General features: G+C 70.0%; 14 protein-coding genes. 12 read left to right on the forward strand and 2 right to left on the reverse strand.

The features are described 5' to 3' along the window. Nucleotides 1–119 precede the first annotated feature (119 nt). From recG to mutM, 8 genes are all read left to right on the forward strand, one after another. Nucleotides 120–2,324, forward strand: coding sequence for an ATP-dependent DNA helicase RecG (recG, locus tag ACZ5K7_RS40620; protein ID WP_351705366.1), 2,205 nt, complete (start codon nt 120–122; stop codon nt 2,322–2,324). A 122-nt stretch (nt 2,325–2,446) separates the two neighbouring features. Continuing rightward, complete coding sequence (rsmD, locus tag ACZ5K7_RS40625) at nt 2,447–3,034, forward strand: 16S rRNA (guanine(966)-N(2))-methyltransferase RsmD (protein ID WP_351705369.1); 588 nt, start codon at nt 2,447–2,449, stop codon at nt 3,032–3,034. A gap of 26 nt (nt 3,035–3,060) precedes the next feature. After that, on the forward strand, nt 3,061–3,540 hold the full coding sequence (gene coaD / locus ACZ5K7_RS40630; RefSeq protein ID WP_351705372.1) for a pantetheine-phosphate adenylyltransferase: 480 nt from the start codon (nt 3,061–3,063) through the stop codon (nt 3,538–3,540). A gap of 58 nt (nt 3,541–3,598) precedes the next feature. After that, nucleotides 3,599–4,705: a cell division initiation protein gene (locus ACZ5K7_RS40635; protein WP_468922159.1), complete on the forward strand. Its 1,107-nt coding sequence runs from the start codon at nt 3,599–3,601 to the stop codon at nt 4,703–4,705. Nucleotides 4,706–4,848: 143 nt separating this feature from the next. Next, complete coding sequence (locus ACZ5K7_RS40640) at nt 4,849–5,499, forward strand: YceD family protein (protein WP_351712571.1); 651 nt, start codon at nt 4,849–4,851, stop codon at nt 5,497–5,499. Between the two features lie 2 nt (nt 5,500–5,501). After that, nucleotides 5,502–5,675 carry a 50S ribosomal protein L32 gene (rpmF, locus tag ACZ5K7_RS40645; protein ID WP_007493396.1) on the forward strand — a complete coding sequence of 58 codons (174 nt, stop codon included), beginning with the start codon at nt 5,502–5,504 and terminating at the stop codon, nt 5,673–5,675. An 8-nt stretch (nt 5,676–5,683) separates the two neighbouring features. Beyond that, nucleotides 5,684–6,541, forward strand: coding sequence for a ribonuclease III (rnc, locus tag ACZ5K7_RS40650; RefSeq protein ID WP_351712569.1), 858 nt, complete (start codon nt 5,684–5,686; stop codon nt 6,539–6,541). 82 nt (nt 6,542–6,623) lie between these two features. After that, entirely contained in the window at nt 6,624–7,484 is an 861-nt protein-coding gene (gene mutM, locus ACZ5K7_RS40655; protein ID WP_351712567.1) for a bifunctional DNA-formamidopyrimidine glycosylase/DNA-(apurinic or apyrimidinic site) lyase, read from the forward strand. Here mutM and ACZ5K7_RS40660 read toward each other — a convergent pair. Both ACZ5K7_RS40660 and ACZ5K7_RS40665 read right to left on the reverse strand, forming a co-directional pair. Then, on the reverse strand, nt 7,457–7,861 hold the full coding sequence (locus ACZ5K7_RS40660; RefSeq protein WP_351712565.1) for a winged helix-turn-helix transcriptional regulator: 405 nt from the start codon (nt 7,859–7,861) through the stop codon (nt 7,457–7,459). The two genes, mutM and ACZ5K7_RS40660, sit on opposite strands and share 28 nt — an antisense overlap. An 82-nt stretch (nt 7,862–7,943) precedes the next feature. Next, nucleotides 7,944–9,077 (reverse strand): CAP domain-containing protein, encoded by a 1,134-nt coding sequence (locus tag ACZ5K7_RS40665; protein WP_468922166.1) that lies wholly within the window; start codon nt 9,075–9,077, stop codon nt 7,944–7,946. 188 nt (nt 9,078–9,265) lie between these two features. Here ACZ5K7_RS40665 and ACZ5K7_RS40670 point away from each other — a divergent pair, with 188 nt between their 5' ends. From ACZ5K7_RS40670 to ACZ5K7_RS40685, 4 genes are all read left to right on the forward strand, one after another. Then, nucleotides 9,266–9,547 (forward strand): acylphosphatase, encoded by a 282-nt coding sequence (locus tag ACZ5K7_RS40670; RefSeq protein ID WP_351712561.1) that lies wholly within the window; start codon nt 9,266–9,268, stop codon nt 9,545–9,547. Between the two features lie 382 nt (nt 9,548–9,929). Continuing rightward, complete coding sequence (locus ACZ5K7_RS40675; RefSeq protein WP_351712558.1) at nt 9,930–10,133, forward strand: hypothetical protein; 204 nt, start codon at nt 9,930–9,932, stop codon at nt 10,131–10,133. A gap of 269 nt (nt 10,134–10,402) precedes the next feature. Continuing rightward, complete coding sequence (locus tag ACZ5K7_RS40680; RefSeq protein ID WP_468922170.1) at nt 10,403–14,263, forward strand: AAA family ATPase; 3,861 nt, start codon at nt 10,403–10,405, stop codon at nt 14,261–14,263. Between the two features lie 318 nt (nt 14,264–14,581). Further along, a complete protein-coding gene (locus ACZ5K7_RS40685; RefSeq protein WP_351712554.1) occupies nt 14,582–16,000 on the forward strand; it encodes a sugar porter family MFS transporter in 1,419 nt (472 codons plus the stop codon). The last annotated feature ends 60 nt before the right edge of the window (nt 16,001–16,060 follow it).

A 16,060-nucleotide genomic window follows, 5' to 3' on the forward strand; every position in this document is an offset into this window, starting at 1 on the left:
CCCTGGTGGGGTGGTGACCGCGGAAGGATGGCCGGAGCGCGCCATCCTATGACTCAAAACGGCCGCCTGACCAGGGGTTTCCCGAGACATATACGGCATTGTCAGTGGCGTGGTGTGCAATGGATCTCGTGCCCGCACTGGAAGAACCACTGAAGAAGGTGCTCGGCCCAGCCACCGCCAAGGTGATGGCCGAGCATCTCGGCCTGCACACGGTCGGCGATCTCCTGCACCACTACCCCCGCAGATACGAGGAGCGCGGCCAGCTCACCCACCTCGCCGACCTGCCCATGGACGAACACGTCACGGTGGTCGCCATGGTCGCCGACGCCCGGCTGCACACGTTCGCCTCCGCCAAGGCGCCCCGCGGCAAGGGCCAGCGACTGGAGGTCACGATCACCGACGGCAGCGGCCGGCTCCAACTGGTCTTCTTCGGCAACGGCGTGCACAAGCCCCACAAGGAACTCCTGCCGGGGACGCGCGCGATGTTCGCCGGCAAGGCCTCGGTCTTCAACCGCCGCCTCCAACTGGCCCACCCGGCCTACGAACTGCTCCGCGGCGACGACCCGGCCGAGTCGGTGGAGACCTGGGCCGGAAGCCTCATTCCGCTCTACCCGGCCACCGCCAAGCTGGAGTCCTGGAAGATCGGCAAGGCGATCCAGACGGTCCTGCCGAGCGTTCAGGAGGCCCTGGACCCCCTTCCGCCTGCCCTGTGTGAGGGCCGCGGTCTGGTCTCCCTCCCCGAGGCCCTCCTCAAGATCCACCGCCCGCACACCAAGGCGGACATCGAGGACGCCCGCGCCCGCCTCAAGTGGGACGAGGCCTTCGTCCTCCAGGTCGCCCTGGCCCGCCGCCGCCACACCGACGCCCTGCTCCCCGCGGTGGCCCGCAGGCCCAGCCCCGACGGCCTCCTCACGGCCTTCGACGACCGTCTGCCGTTCACCCTCACGGACGGCCAGCAGAAGGTCTCGAAGGAGATCTTCGACGACCTGGCGACGGAACATCCGATGCACCGCCTCCTGCAGGGCGAGGTCGGCAGCGGAAAGACCCTCGTCGCCCTGCGCGCCATGCTCGCGGTGGTCGACGCGGGCGGCCAGGCGGCCATGCTCGCCCCCACCGAGGTCCTCGCCCAGCAGCACCACCGCTCGATCACCGAGATGATGGGGGAGCTGGCGGAAGGCGGCATGCTGGGCGGCGCCGAGCACGCCACCAAGGTCGTCCTGCTCACCGGCTCGATGGGCACGGCCGCCCGCCGCCAGGCGATGCTCGACCTCGTCACCGGCGACGCCGGCCTGGTGATCGGCACGCACGCCCTGATCGAGGACAAGGTCCAGTTCCACGACCTGGGCCTGGTCGTCGTCGACGAACAGCACCGCTTCGGCGTGGAACAGCGGGACGCCCTGCGCGGCAAGGGCAAGCAGCCGCCCCACCTCCTCGTCATGACGGCGACCCCCATTCCCCGCACGGTCGCGATGACGGTCTTCGGCGACCTGGAGACCTCGGTCCTGGACCAGCTCCCGGCCGGCCGCTCCCCGATCGCCACGCATGTCGTCCCCGCCGCCGACAAACCCCACTTCCTGGCCCGCGCCTGGGAACGGGTCCGCGAGGAAGTCGGGAACGGCCACCAGGCGTACGTCGTCTGCCCCCGCATCGGAGACGAGGAGGACGACCCGAAGAAGGCGAAGAAAACAGCCGAGGACGAAGCCGAGAAGCGCCCCCCGCTGGCCGTCCTGGACGTCGCCGACCACCTTGCCAAGGGCCCGCTGAACGGCCTGCGGGTGGAGGTCCTGCACGGCAGGATGCACCCTGACGACAAGGACGCGGTGATGCGTCGCTTCGCCGCCGGCGACACGGACGTCCTGGTCGCCACCACGGTCATCGAGGTCGGCGTGAACGTCCCCAACGCAACCGCCATGGTGATCATGGACGCCGACCGCTTCGGCGTCTCCCAGCTCCACCAGCTGCGCGGCCGAGTGGGCCGAGGCTCCGCCGCCGGCCTCTGCCTCCTGGTCACGGAGATGCCCGAGGCGAGCCCGGCCCGCCAGCGCCTGACGGCGGTCGCCTCGACCCTGGACGGCTTCGAGCTGTCGAGGATCGACCTGGAGCAGCGCAGAGAGGGCGATGTCCTCGGCCAGGCCCAGTCCGGAGCCCGCTCCAGCCTCCGCGTCCTGGCGGTCATCGAGGACGAGGAGATCATCGCCGAGGCGCGGGAGGAGGCGACGGCGCTGGTGGCGAGGGACCCGGAGCTTGCCGACCTCCCCGGCCTGCGAACGGCCCTGGACGCCCTCCTGGACGAGGAGAGAGAGCAGTACCTGGAGAAGGGCTAGGGATGACTGACCCAGGGGCGCGGGGCTGTGTCGATATGCGGCTACCGCCGCGCGGGCGCGAGCAACCACGACGAACCGCCTGCCAAACTGAATCCGTACCCACCCCGGACCGAGGATTCAAGATGACCCGCGTGATCGCAGGCCAAGCCGGCGGACGGCGCCTCTCCGTGCCGCCCGGCACCGGAACCCGGCCCACTTCGGACCGCGCACGCGAAGGCCTCTTCTCCACCTGGCAGTCCCTCCTCGGCGGCCCCCTGGACGGCGAACGCGTCCTCGACCTCTACGCCGGTTCAGGAGCCGTAGGCCTGGAGGCCCTCTCCCGGGGCGCGGCCCACACCCTCCTCGTCGAAGCCGACTCCAGAGCCGCCCGCGTCGTACGGGAGAACGTCAAGAACCTGGGCCTGCCGGGCGCCGAGGTGAGGGCGGGCAAAGCGGAACAGATCGTCCACTCGCCGGCGCCCGCGCAGCCGTACGACCTCGTCTTCCTCGACCCCCCGTACGCCGTCACGGACGACGATCTTCGGGAGATTCTCCTCACACTCCACTCGGGGGGCTGGCTAGCGCCCGAGGCGCTCGTCACCGTGGAGCGCAGCACCAGAGGCGGTGACTTCCACTGGCCGGCCGGCTTCGAGGCCCTCCGGTCCCGTCGTTACGGCGAGGGAACGTTTTGGTACGGTCGCGCCGCCTCTACGTGCGAAGACGCACGATGACCGGACCGGAGAGCGAGGGATCACAAGTGCGCCGCGCCGTCTGTCCCGGGTCGTTCGACCCGATCACCAACGGACACCTCGACATCATTGCCCGTGCGTCCCGTCTCTACGACGAGGTCTACGTCGCGGTAATGATCAACAAGTCCAAGAAGGGCCTGTTCGAGATCGACGAGCGGATCGACCTGATCCGCCAGGTCACCGCCGACTACGGAAACGTCCGCGTCGAGGCGTTCCACGGCCTCCTCGTGGACTTCTGCAAGCAGCGCGACATCCCGGCCATCGTCAAGGGCCTGCGGGCCGTCAGCGACTTCGACTACGAGCTGCAGATGGCCCAGATGAACATCGGCCTGTCGGGCGTGGAGACACTCTTCGTGCCGACCAACCCCACCTACAGCTTCCTCTCGTCCTCCCTGGTCAAGGAGGTCGCCCAGTGGGGCGGAGACGTGTCCCACCTGGTTCCGGAGGCCGTCTTCGAGGCCCTCAACAAGCGTATTCACCCGGTCTGATGGGGCTACAGTCGTCCCGTCCGTCTCCAACACAGCTGTAGAGAGTGGCGAGCGCAGGGTGGACGTACAGAAGAAGCTCGACGAGATCGTGGCCACGGTCTCCGGCGCCCGGGCCATGCCCATGTCGGCGTCGTGCGTGGTCAACCGTGCCGACCTGCTCGCGCTGCTCGAAGACCTGCGCCAGGCCCTGCCCGGCTCCCTCGCCCAGGCCCAGGAGCTGATCGGCGACCGCGAGCAGATGGTCGAGCAGGCGCGCATGGAGGCCGAGCGGATCATCGAGACCGCGCACGCCGAGCGCGGCTCCCTGATCTCCGACACCGAGGTGGCCCGCCGCTCCCAGGCGGAGGCCGACCGGATCCTCGGCGAGGCCCGCCGCGAGGCCGAGGAGGTCCGCGCCGACGCCGACGACTACGTCGACTCCAAGCTCGCCAACTTCGAGGTCGTCCTCACCAAGACCCTCGGCTCGGTCGGCCGCGGCCGCGAGAAGCTCCTCGGCACCGGCCCGGGCCTGGACGAGCAGGGCTACGAGGACGAGGACGCCCCGGAGCGCAGCCACGACCCCGAGACCCTGCGCCGGGACGCCGACGCCTACGTCGACGTCAAGCTCGGCGCCTTCGAGGCGGTCCTCGCCAAGACCCTGGAGGCCGTCGGCAAGGGCCGTGCCAAGCTGCACGGCCGGATCGCCTCCGACGCCCTCGGCGCCCTGGCCGACGACAACACGACCTTCCAGCACTCCAGCGACGCCGACTACCTCGCCGACCTCGCGGCCCTCGCCGACCAGGACGCCCAGGCGGCGCAGGCGGCACAGGCCGAGCAGCAGCCCGCCGCCGCCCAGCAGCAGCCGCAGTACGACCAGCAGCCGGTGCAGCAGCCCGTGGCGCAGGATCCGTACGGCTACCCGCAGCAGCAGGACCCGTACGGCGGCTACCCCCAGCAGCAGCCCGCTTACGCCCAGCACGACCCTTACGGCTACCAGCAGGCCGACCCCTACGCCTACCAGGGCTACGACACCGGTCAGCAGCCCGTGTACGACCCCCAGCAGCAGCAGCCGGCGGCCCAGCACCAGTCGCAGCAGTCGTACGCCCTCGACGAGACCAGCCTCTTCGACACCGGCATGATCACGCCGGAGCAGCTGAGGGCGTACGAGCAGGGCCGGGGCCTCTAGGAACCGGCCGAATTCCAGCGGATTGGGCCGACAGCGAAAGGTCCAGTATCCTGGCTCTTCGGTCGCGTCTGCGTACGTGATCTACGCTGCCCGGAGGAATTTTCCGGACGGCGTCCCTCTGAACTCGAAGATCGAAAGCAGGAATGGCTCCTCACGCACGCCTAGACCACCGCAACCCGTTCGTGTTCGACACGCACGAGCTGGGGCGGCGTCCTGGCGCGCTGCAGCGCCTGACCCGCACGATCGACGCTCCCGAGGACTTCGGTATCAAGGGGGTCATCGGAGTGCCGCAAGGCGTCCCGGTGGAGTTGGACCTCCGGCTCGAGTCGGTCATGGAAGGGGTGCTCGTCACAGGCACCGCCCGTGCACAGGCCGAGGGGGAGTGCGTAAGGTGTCTGGAGCCGGTCGAGCAGGAGCTCGAAGCGGACTTCCAGGAACTGTTCTCGTACCCTGACGCCGACGACCGGGGCCGCGTGATCGCGGAACCGGGCGACGACGCCGAGGACGACGAGGACAGGTACTTCATCGAGGACGGCTTGTTCGACCTCGAACCAGTGCTGCGTGATGCGGTGGTGCTCGCACTGCCGATGCAGCCGGTGTGCCAGGACGACTGCGCAGGGCTGTGCTCCGAGTGCGGAGCCCGCCTCGCGGACGACCCGGACCACCACCACGACGCCGTCGACATCCGTTGGGCGGCTTTGCAGGGACTCGCCGGTTCCACGAAGGACGGCGAGAAGGACGAGATGAGCGGCGCTGACGCGGAAGCGGGCGTCGACGAGAAGCAGGAGAAGTAGCCGTGGCTGTTCCGAAGCGGAAGATGTCGCGCAGCAACACGCGCCACCGCCGGTCGCAGTGGAAGGCTGCGGTCCCCACCCTGGTTGCGTGCGAGCGCTGCCACGAGCCCAAGCTGCAGCACATCGCGTGCCCGTCTTGCGGCACCTACAACAAGCGCCAGGTCCTCGAAGTCTGAGCGGCCAGGTGAGAGGCACTGTGTCCAGTCCCAAGAAGGCGGATGACGCCAAGGCGGACCCAACCGCCAAGAAGAAAACGGACAACACGGCCTCGTCCCACACGCTTCTGGAAGGGCGGCTCGGCTACCAGCTCGAGTCCGCCCTTCTGGTGCGTGCGCTGACCCACCGTTCCTACGCGTACGAGAACGGCGGCCTGCCGACGAACGAGCGGCTGGAGTTCCTCGGTGACTCCGTCCTCGGCCTCGTCGTCACGGACACGCTGTACAAGACCCACCCGGACCTGCCCGAGGGCCAGCTGGCCAAGCTCCGGGCAGCGGTGGTGAATTCTCGTGCGCTCGCGGAGGTGGGCCGCGGTCTCGACCTGGGTTCCTTCATCCGGCTCGGCCGTGGTGAAGAGGGCACGGGCGGCCGGGACAAGGCGTCCATCCTCGCCGACACCCTGGAAGCGGTGATCGGCGCGGTCTATCTCGACCAGGGCCTCGATTCGGCGTCCGAGCTGGTGCACCGGCTCTTCGACCCGCTGATCGAGAAGTCCTCGAACCTCGGAGCCGGCCTGGACTGGAAGACCAGTCTCCAGGAGCTCACCGCGACGGAGGGCCTCGGCGTGCCCGAGTACCTGGTCACGGAGACCGGCCCCGATCACGAGAAGACCTTCACTGCTGCCGCCCGCGTCGGAGGCGTCTCGTACGGCACCGGCACCGGCCGCAGCAAGAAGGAGGCGGAACAGCAGGCCGCCGAGTCCGCCTGGCGCGCCATCCGCGCCGCGGCGGACGAGCGAGCCAAGGCGGCCAAGCTGGCAGCGGCAGTCGAACAGGCCGCCGCGGCCGAGGAGGACGACGGCTCGTCGTCCGCCGCCTCCGCCTGAAGAACAGCGCGATGATCCGAGCGCCCGGCCCCTTCCCAGGGCCGGGCGCTCGCATCGTCCAGGGTCCCGCACGGGAGGCGCGATGCCCGAATTGCCCGAGGTCGAGGTCGTACGGCGTGGCCTGGAGCGGTGGGTCGCCCACCGTGTCGTGGCCGAGACCGAAGTGCTGCACCCGCGCGCCGTACGACGGCACGTCGCCGGCGCCGACGACTTCACGCACCGGCTCAAGGGCCACCGCGTCGGCACCCCGAGCCGGCGCGGCAAGTACCTGTGGCTGCCCCTGGAGGACACCAACCAGTCGATCCTCGCCCACCTCGGTATGAGCGGTCAGCTGCTGGTGCAGCCGCACGAGGCACCGGACGAGAAGCACCTCAGAATCCGTGTCAGGTTCGCCGACGGCCTTGGCACCGAACTCCGCTTCGTCGACCAACGCACCTTCGGCGGACTGTCGTTGCACGACAACACCCTCGACGGGCTGCCGGACGTCATCGCGCACATCGCCCGCGATCCCCTCGACCCCCTCTTCGACGACGAGGCCTTCCACCAGGCGCTGCGCCGGAAGCGGTCGACCATCAAAAGGGCGCTGCTCGACCAGTCGTTGATCAGCGGAGTCGGCAACATCTACGCGGACGAGGCCCTCTGGCGGGCCCGTCTCCACTACGAGCGGCCGACCGCCGGCTTCACCCGCCCGCGCACCGCCGAACTCCTCGGCCATGTACGGGACGTGATGAACGCGGCCCTGGCCGTCGGCGGCACCAGCTTCGACAGCCTCTACGTCAACGTCAACGGCGAGTCGGGGTACTTCGACCGCTCGCTGGACGCCTACGGCAGGGAGGGGCTGCCCTGCCGGCGGTGCGGTACGCCGATGCGCAGGCGGCCCTGGATGAACCGGTCCAGCTACTTCTGCCCCACGTGTCAGCGGGCGCCGCGCGTCTCGTCGTAACGTGCGCGGGCGGCCAGCACCTCGTCCATCCGGCTCTCCACGAAGTGGACGACGGACAGCAGCCGTTCGGCGACCTCGCGGCCCAGCGGGGTGAGTTCGTAGTCGACCCGCGGCGGGTTGGTCGGCTGGGCCTCGCGGTGCACCAGGCCGTCGCGCTCCAACGCCTGGAGGGTCTGCGAGAGCATCTTCTCGCTGACGCCGTCCACGCGCCGGCGCAGCTCGTTGAACCGGAACGACCCCTCGTGCAGCGCGCTCAGCGTCAGCCCGCCCCAGCGGCCCATGACATGTTCCAGCGTGGTGCGCGAGGGGCAGGCCCGGGCGAAGGCGTCGTACGGAGGAGGTGTCTCCTCGGGACGGTCCTGCGTGCTGATGGTCATGTGTCAAGCGTAAGCGAGCACAGCGCTAACCAACAGGGTGCGCTAACTGTCAGTTAGCGCACCCTGGGGCGGCCGGTACGGCTCAGTAGCCGAAGTCCTGCGTCCACCAGGGGCCGCCCGAACCGAAGTGCACCCCGACCCCGAGGGTCTTGAAGTCGCAGTTCAGGATGTTGGCGCGGTGGCCCTCGCTGTTCATCCAGGCGTCCATGACGGCCTGGGCGGTGGCCTGGCCCCGGGCTATGTTCTCGCCGCCCAGGTTGGCTATGCCGGCGGCTGCGGCCCGGTCCCACGGCGTCTTGCCGTCCGGGTCGGTGTGGTCGAAGAAGTCCCGCGCGGCCATGTCCTCGCTGAACGCCTCGGCCAGCTTGGTCAGCGAGGAGTTCACGGACAGCGCGCTGCAGCCGACCTTGGCCCGCTCCTCGTTCACCAGCTTGAGCACCTCGGCCTGGGCGGCGGCCGCCTCGGACACGGTGATCGGCGCGGCGGTCTTCACCGGCGCCTTGGTGGCCGTCCTGGTCGGATCGGGCGTCGCCTTCTTGGACGGCGTGGCGCTGGGCGTCGGCTTCCCGGACGCCGTCTTCGACGGCGTGGGCGAGGCGGAGGAGGAGGCCGGGGCGGAGGCGGACGCGGAGGCCGTCTGTGTGGGCGAGCCGGAGCGCTGGGTGTCCCGGCTGGTGGAGGAGCCGGTGTCCCGGCTCTCGGCGCTGCCGGAGGTGCCGCCCTGCTCGGCGGCCGTGTTGCTGGGCGCCCCGTCGGCCTGCACCCGGTCGCCGCCGGTGGTGCTGGTGTTCCCGCCGAGCTTGTAGTTCTCCAGGCCCGGCATCACACCGGTGGCCACCGCGACCGCACCGATCGCGACCGCGGCGGAGACCCCCAGCAGCCCGGTGGCCACGGGCCGCCCCGACTTCTTCCGGCGCCGGTGCCCGCCACCCGAGGAGGAGTCGCCGGCCCGGGTGAACTCCTCGGCCGGGAAGTCGGCGGTGTTCATGAAGCGGGCGTAGTCGTCCTCGGTCGCGAACAGGTAGGCCGAGCTGCGCGCGTTGGTGTCGGCGTACTCCTCCTCGCGCAGGTAGGCCGCCGTGCCCGTGCCGTAGCGGAGGCCCGCGTACGAGTCCTGGGGGTCGTGGCCGCCCGTGTACGAGCCGTCGTGCTCCGTGACCCCCGTGGCGTGGCCCGTGGCGGCGCGGCCGGCGGCGTGGCGTCGGTGGCGTCCCATGTCCTTGCCTTCTTCCCTCGTCCTCGCGGTCCGGTCGATCAGGGGCCGATGTGGCCAATGACTCCTTCTGGTCAACCAGACTCATCCGATCGAGTGAGTTTCAGATGAGATTCATTGGGTGGGGACGGTACCGCATGGCGGTGAAGGCGGAAGTGTTCCGAGGGACATTGGCCGGTTAGGTTGCACCCATGAGCGAGGATGTACGACTGGTCGCCTGGGTCCGTGGACGCGTGCAGGGCGTGGGATTCCGCTGGTTCACGCGGGCCAAGGCACTGGAGATCGGCGGCCTGAGTGGTTTTGCTCTCAATCTGGGCGACGGCCGCGTCCAGGTGGTCGCCGAGGGCTCCCGGACGGGCTGCGAAGGACTGCTCGCCTGGCTCCAGGGCGATGACACGCCCGGGCGGGTCGAGGGTGTCACCGAGATCTGGGACACACCCCGTGGCGGCTACGAGGGCTTCGCCATCCGCTGACCCCGCTCCGCGAAGCCCCGCAGGTGGAAGCGGAGTGAATTGCCATTGGCATGTGCCCGGAGCAGAAATGGCCTGGTGGTTGCCAAGAATCGCTTGTCGTGGCAGGCTCCGCAGATAAAGATGATCGCCACGTCCTGAGGGCCCCGCAGGAGACGCAGCGCCGCCGGTCCTGAGCCGCCCGCGCCCGGGTTCGCCCGCCAATACAGGGCGTGATCGTGTTGACCGTCAAACTTTTTGGTGAGACGCTGAAAGCCCCGCGCACCTTAGCTGTTTGGCATGGAGCAACAAGCGAGTAACACTCGGATGTGTCAAGCACCGCGGGTGCGATCCCTCACGACCCACACCGCTTCGGTCGGTCACTCAGTGTGGAGGACCATCCATCATGGCAAAGGCGCTTCTCGGTTACGTCGGCGGCTCTGACCCGCGACTCCTCGCCGAGATGCGACGGCTCCAGCAGCGCGTCCAGGACCTCGAATCCGAGCTGGTACGGATTCAGGCCGAGAACGACGAGCTGACGGCTGCCGCTTCTCCCGACAGGATCATGGAGAGCATCGACGCAAACCAGGCGGAGCCTGCGCTCACCTGATCGCTGCATCGCTCCACAACAGCACATGCGGCGGTTGGGCAGCCCTTTAACCGCTAAGTTGTCAAGATCTGCAAGGGACGCCCCGGCGTCCCTTCTTTTCTTCGCTGTCCCCCTTGGCCGCCCCCGCACGCCTGCGCCCGGCCCCTTTCAGCCCCGCGCATCCTTTCACCCTCTTTAACGTCTGGTGTGCCCTGCATGTTCATGCGCGAAACCGCGAGGTTGCGAGGGGTCGTGGAGTGCGGTAGCGGCGCCGGGTAAAGTCCGACGGCGTGCATCTCAAGGCCCTGACCCTTCGCGGGTTCAAGTCGTTCGCCTCGGCGACCACGCTCCGGTTCGAGCCGGGGATCACGTGTGTCGTCGGTCCGAACGGCTCGGGCAAGTCCAACGTCGTGGACGCGCTCACCTGGGTCATGGGTGAGCACAGCGCCAAGTCGCTGCGCGGCGGCAAGATGGAGGACGTCATCTTCGCCGGCACCACCGGCCGCCCGCCGCTGGGCCGCGCCGAGGTGTCCCTGACCATCGACAACTCCGACGGCGCGCTGCCCATCGAGTACGCCGAGGTCACCATCACGCGGATCATGTTCCGCAACGGCGGCAGCGAGTACCAGATCAACGGCGACACGTGTCGCCTCCTCGACATCCAGGAACTGCTCTCCGACTCCGGCATCGGCCGCGAGATGCACGTCATCGTCGGCCAGGGCCAGCTGGACTCCGTTCTGCACGCCGACCCGATGGGCCGCCGGGCCTTCATCGAAGAGGCGGCCGGCGTCCTCAAGCACCGCAAGCGCAAGGAGAAGGCCCTCCGCAAGCTGGACGCGATGCAGGCCAACCTCGCGCGCGTGCAGGACCTCACCGACGAACTCCGCCGCCAGCTCAAGCCCCTCGGCCGCCAGGCCGCGGTCGCCCGCCGGGCCGCCGTCATCCAGGCGGACCTCCGCGACGCGCGGCTGCGCCTGCTCGCCGACGACCTCGTACGACTGCGCCAGGCACTGCAGACCGAGATCGCCGACGAGGCCGCCCTCAAGGAGCGCAAGGAAGCCGCCGAGCAGGAGCTGAAGAAGGCCCTCCAGCGCGAGGCGCTCCTGGAGGACGAGGTACGCCGGCTCACCCCGCGCCTCCAGCGTGCCCAGCAGACCTGGTACGAGCTGTCCCAGCTGGCCGAGCGGGTGCGCGGCACCGTCTCGCTGGCCGACGCCCGGGTGAAGAGCGCCACCTCCACGCCGCCCGAGGAACGGCGCGGCCGCGACCCCGAGGACATGGAGCGCGAGGCCCACCGCATCCGTGAGCAGGAGGCCGAGCTGGAGGCGGCCCTGGAGGCGGCCCAGCACGCCCTCGACGACACCGTCGCGCACCGCGCCGAACTGGAACGCGAACTGGCCCAGGAGGAGCGGCGCCTGAAGGACGTGGCCCGCTCCATCGCCGACCGCCGGGAGAGCCTGGCCCGGCTGAACGGGCAGGTCAACGCGGCCCGTTCGCGGGCCGGCTCGGCCCAGGCGGAGATCGACCGGCTGGCCGCCGCCCGCGACGAGGCCCAGGAACGGGCGGTGTCAGCGCAGGAGGAGTACGAGGCGCTCAAGGCGGAGGTCGACGGCCTCGACGCCGGTGACGAGGAACTGGCCGAACAGCACGAGCAGGCCAGGCTGCGGCTCGCCGAGGCGGAGGCGGCCCTGACCGCGGCCCGCGAGGCGACCACCGCGGCGGAACGCAGCCGCGCCGCGACCCAGGCCCGCCGCGAGGCGCTGGCGCTGGGCCTGCGCCGCAAGGACGGCACCGGCATACTGCTCGGCGCCCGGGACCGCCTCACCGGAATCCTGGGCCCGGCCGCGGAACTGCTCACGGTGACCCCGGGCCACGAGGTGGCCCTGGCGGCGGCCTTCGGCACGGCGGCAGACGCCATCGCCGTGACGACCCCGGCCTCGGCAGCCGACGCGATCCGCCTCCTGCGCAAACAGGACGGAGGCCGAGCAGCCCTCCTCCTCTCGGACGCCCCCGAGCTGCCCCACCCCGAAACGCCCCGAGCGGACGCGCCCCAAAGGGGCGCGGGGAACGGCGCGGCAGCCGGCCCACGACCCATCACGGCACTGGAGGAAGCCGGCGACTCGACAGCGCCCTACAGGGGCGCGGGGAACGGCGCGCCCGGCCACGACGGCGCGGCAGCCGGACGATGGGCTCCCGCCGCCCTGGAGGGAGCTGCCGAGGGAGCCGACGCCGGCTGGACGTCCCCAAGGGGCGCGGGGAACGGCGCGACCAGCCACGACGGGTCCGCACCCGACCCACGCCCCCTCCCGGCACCCCCCTCCGCGGCACCCTCCTCCGCGGCACCCCCCTCCGGGGCCCCCGCCGCCGACCTCGTCCGCGGTCCCGTCGACCTCATGCCCGCCGTCCGCCGCCTCCTGCACGGCATCGTCGTGGTCGACACCCTCGAAGCCGCCGAGGAACTCGTCTACCGCCACCCCCACCTCACCGCCGTCACCGCCGAAGGCGACCTCCTCGGCGCGCACTTCGCACACGGCGGCTCCGCGGGCGCCCCCAGCCTCCTCGAGGTACAGGCCTCCGTCGACGAGGCCGCTGCCGAACTGGAAGAGCTGGCGGTCCGCTGCGAGGCGCTGACCGAGGCCCAGCAGACGGCCCAGGAACACCGCAAGGCGTGCACCGCGCAGGTCGAGGAGCTGGCGGAACGCCGCCGCGCCGCCGACCGGGAGAAGTCGGCCGTCGCCCAGCAGCTCGGCCGGCTCGCCGGACAGGCGCGCGGCGCGGCCGGCGAGGCGGAACGTTCCACGGCCGCCGCCGCCCGCGCCCAGGAGTCCCTCGACAAGGCCCTGGAAGAGGTCGAGGTACTGGCCGAGCGGCTCGCCGTGGCCGAGGAGATGCCCGTCGAGGAGGAACCGGACACCTCGGTGCGGGACCGGCTGGCCGCCGACGGCGCCAACGCCCGCCAGACCGAGATGGAGGCCCGCCTCCAGGTCCGTACCCACGAGGAGCGGGTCAAGGGCCTCGCCGGCCGCGCCGACTCCCTCGACCGCGCCGCCCGCGCGGAACGCGAGGCACGCGCGCGTGCGGAACAGCGCCGGGCCCGGCTGCGCCACGAGGCCGCGGTCGCGGAGGCCGTCGCCTCCGGTGCCCGGCAGCTGCTCGCGCATGTCGAGGTCTCGGTGGGCCGGGCCGACCGGGAGCGGGACGCCGCCGAGGCCGCGAAGGCCCGGCGCGAGCAGGAGCTGGCCGCCGCCCGCAGCACCGGCCGTGACCTCAAGGCGGAACTCGACAAACTCACGGATTCAGTTCACCGGGGTGAGGTACTCGGCGCCGAGAAGCGGCTGCGGATCGAGCAGCTGGAGACCAAGGCGCTGGAGGAGCTCGGTGTCGAACCGGCGGGACTTGTCGAGGAGTACGGTCCGCACCAGCCGGTGCCGCCCTCGCCCCCCGCCGAGGGCGAGGTGCTGCCGGAGGACCCCGAGCATCCGCGCAACCAGCCCAAGCACTTCCACCGGGCCGAACAGGAACGGCGGCTCAAGGCGGCCGAGCGGGCCTACCAGCAGCTCGGCAAGGTCAACCCGCTCGCCCTGGAGGAGTTCGCGGCCCTTGAGGAACGGCACAAGTTCCTCAGCGAGCAGCTGGAGGACCTGAAGAAGACCCGCGCCGACCTGCTTCAAGTGGTGAAGGAGGTCGACGAGCGCGTCGAGCAGGTCTTCACGGAGGCGTTCCGGGACACGGCCCGCGAGTTCGAGGGCGTCTTCAGCCGTCTCTTCCCGGGCGGTGAGGGACGACTCATCCTGACCGACCCCGACAACATGCTCACCACAGGCGTGGACGTCGAGGCCCGGCCGCCGGGCAAGAAGGTCAAGCGGCTCTCCCTGCTCTCGGGTGGCGAACGCTCGCTGACCGCCGTCGCGATGCTGGTGTCCATCTTCAAGGCGCGGCCCAGCCCGTTCTACGTCATGGACGAGGTCGAGGCGGCCCTGGACGACACCAACCTCCAGCGGCTGATCCGCATCATGCAGGAGCTCCAGGAGTCGTCGCAGCTGATCGTGATCACGCACCAGAAGCGCACGATGGAGGTCGCCGACGCGCTCTACGGCGTCTCCATGCAGGGCGACGGTGTGTCGAAGGTCATCAGTCAGCGGTTGCGCTGACGCTGGGTCTCGGCCGACGGTTCCGGGTGCGGCGCCGTTGTGGCTGGTCGCGCCCCGTGGCGGAGCCGCGGATCGACACAGCCCCGCGCCCCTAGGGAGATCATCTCCTTCTCTTCTTCAAGAAGTGAACGCATCTTCGATGTGTGGTCTCTGCAACTTCACACCAGACCCCCTATTGACTTCGAAACTTGAAGGCATAGTCTCTGCAACGTTGCTTTTACCTTCAGGTGTGAGCGGCGTGTAGTTGTGCGCCACTTGATCCTGAGAGGGCTCACCCCCACCCCCGGCAGCGCTGCCGGGTGGCCCGAGGAGTTTTCTGTGACCAGCACTGCGCAGGCACCCAATTCAGGAGCCGGGACGGCTCACCCCGATCATCTCGGGCATGTCATCTTCATCGCGGCGGCCGCCGCGATGGGCGGTTTCCTCTTCGGCTACGACAGCTCCGTCATCAACGGCGCCGTCGAGGCCATCCGAAGCCGCTACGACATCGGGTCCGCCGCCCTGGCCCAGGTCATCGCCATCGCCCTGATCGGCTGTGCCATCGGCGCCGCGACCGCCGGCCGGATAGCCGACCGGATCGGCCGCATCCGCTGCATGCAGATCGCCGCCGTGCTGTTCACCGTCAGCGCCGTCGGCTCGGCGCTGCCCTTCGCTCTGTGGGACTTCGCCTTCTGGCGGATCGTCGGCGGCTTCGCCATCGGCATGGCCTCCGTCATCGGCCCCGCCTACATCGCCGAGGTCGCCCCGCCCGCCTACCGCGGCCGTCTCGGCTCCTTCCAGCAGGCCGCGATCGTCATCGGCATCGCGATCTCGCAGCTGGTCAACTGGGGTCTGCTCAACGCCGCCGACGGCGACCAGCGCGGCAAGCTGATGGGCCTGGAGGCCTGGCAGGTCATGCTCGGCGTCATGGTGATCCCGGCCGTCCTCTACGGCCTGCTCTCCTTCGCCATCCCCGAGTCCCCGCGCTTCCTGCTCTCCGTCGGCAAGCGTGACCGCGCCCGCGCGATCCTCGAAGAGGTCGAGGGCAAGAGCGTCGACCTGGACGCCCGCGTCGCCGAGATCGAGCACGCGATGAAGAGCGAGCACAAGTCGACGTTCAAGGACCTGCTCGGCGGCTCCTTCTTCTTCAAGCCGATCGTCTGGGTCGGTATCGGTCTCTCGGTCTTCCAGCAGTTCGTCGGCATCAACGTCGCGTTCTACTACTCCTCGACGCTGTGGCAGTCGGTCGGCGTCGACCCGACGGACTCGTTCCTCTACTCCTTCACGACGTCGATCATCAACATCATCGGCACCGTGATCGCGATGATCTTCGTGGACCGGGTCGGCCGCAAGCCGCTGGCCCTCATCGGCTCGGTCGGCATGGTCGTCGGCCTCGCCCTGGAGGCCTGGGCCTTCTCCTACCACCTGGTCGACGGCAAGCTCCCCGCCGCGCAGGGCTGGACCGCGCTGGTCGCCGCGCACGTCTTCGTCCTCTTCTTCGCCCTGTCCTGGGGCGTGGTCGTCTGGGTCTTCCTCGGCGAGATGTTCCCGAACAGGATCCGCGCCGCCGCGCTGGGCGTGGCAGCCTCCGCACAGTGGATCGCCAACTGGGCCATCACCGCGAGCTTCCCGTCGCTGGCCGACTGGAACCTCTCCGCGACCTACGTGATCTACACGGTCTTCGCGGCCCTCTCCATCCCGTTCGTCCTCAAGTACGTCAAGGAGACGAAGGGCAAGGCCCTGGAGGAGATGGGCTGACCCTCGTCACGAGGCCCCCGACTCGAGGAGAAGGGCCAAGTCCCCGCTGCCCCTCTCCTC

Source organism: Streptomyces sp. NPDC031497 (assembly GCF_055580905.1).

Bases quoted from the DNA above. Each gene is read 5' to 3' on its own strand.
- recG (WP_351705366.1), top strand. From the start codon at position 120: ATGGATCTCGTGCCCGCACTGGAAGAACCACTGAAGAAGGTGCTCGGC.
- ACZ5K7_RS40675 (WP_351712558.1), top strand. From the start codon at position 9,930: ATGGCAAAGGCGCTTCTCGGTTACGTCGGCGGCTCTGACCCGCGACTC.
- ACZ5K7_RS40670 (WP_351712561.1), top strand. From the start codon at position 9,266: ATGAGCGAGGATGTACGACTGGTCGCCTGGGTCCGTGGACGCGTGCAG.
- ACZ5K7_RS40660 (WP_351712565.1), bottom strand. From the start codon at position 7,861: ATGACCATCAGCACGCAGGACCGTCCCGAGGAGACACCTCCTCCGTAC.
- ACZ5K7_RS40640 (WP_351712571.1), top strand. From the start codon at position 4,849: ATGGCTCCTCACGCACGCCTAGACCACCGCAACCCGTTCGTGTTCGAC.
- mutM (WP_351712567.1), top strand. From the start codon at position 6,624: ATGCCCGAATTGCCCGAGGTCGAGGTCGTACGGCGTGGCCTGGAGCGG.
- rsmD (WP_351705369.1), top strand. From the start codon at position 2,447: ATGACCCGCGTGATCGCAGGCCAAGCCGGCGGACGGCGCCTCTCCGTG.
- ACZ5K7_RS40665 (WP_468922166.1), bottom strand. From the start codon at position 9,077: ATGGGACGCCACCGACGCCACGCCGCCGGCCGCGCCGCCACGGGCCAC.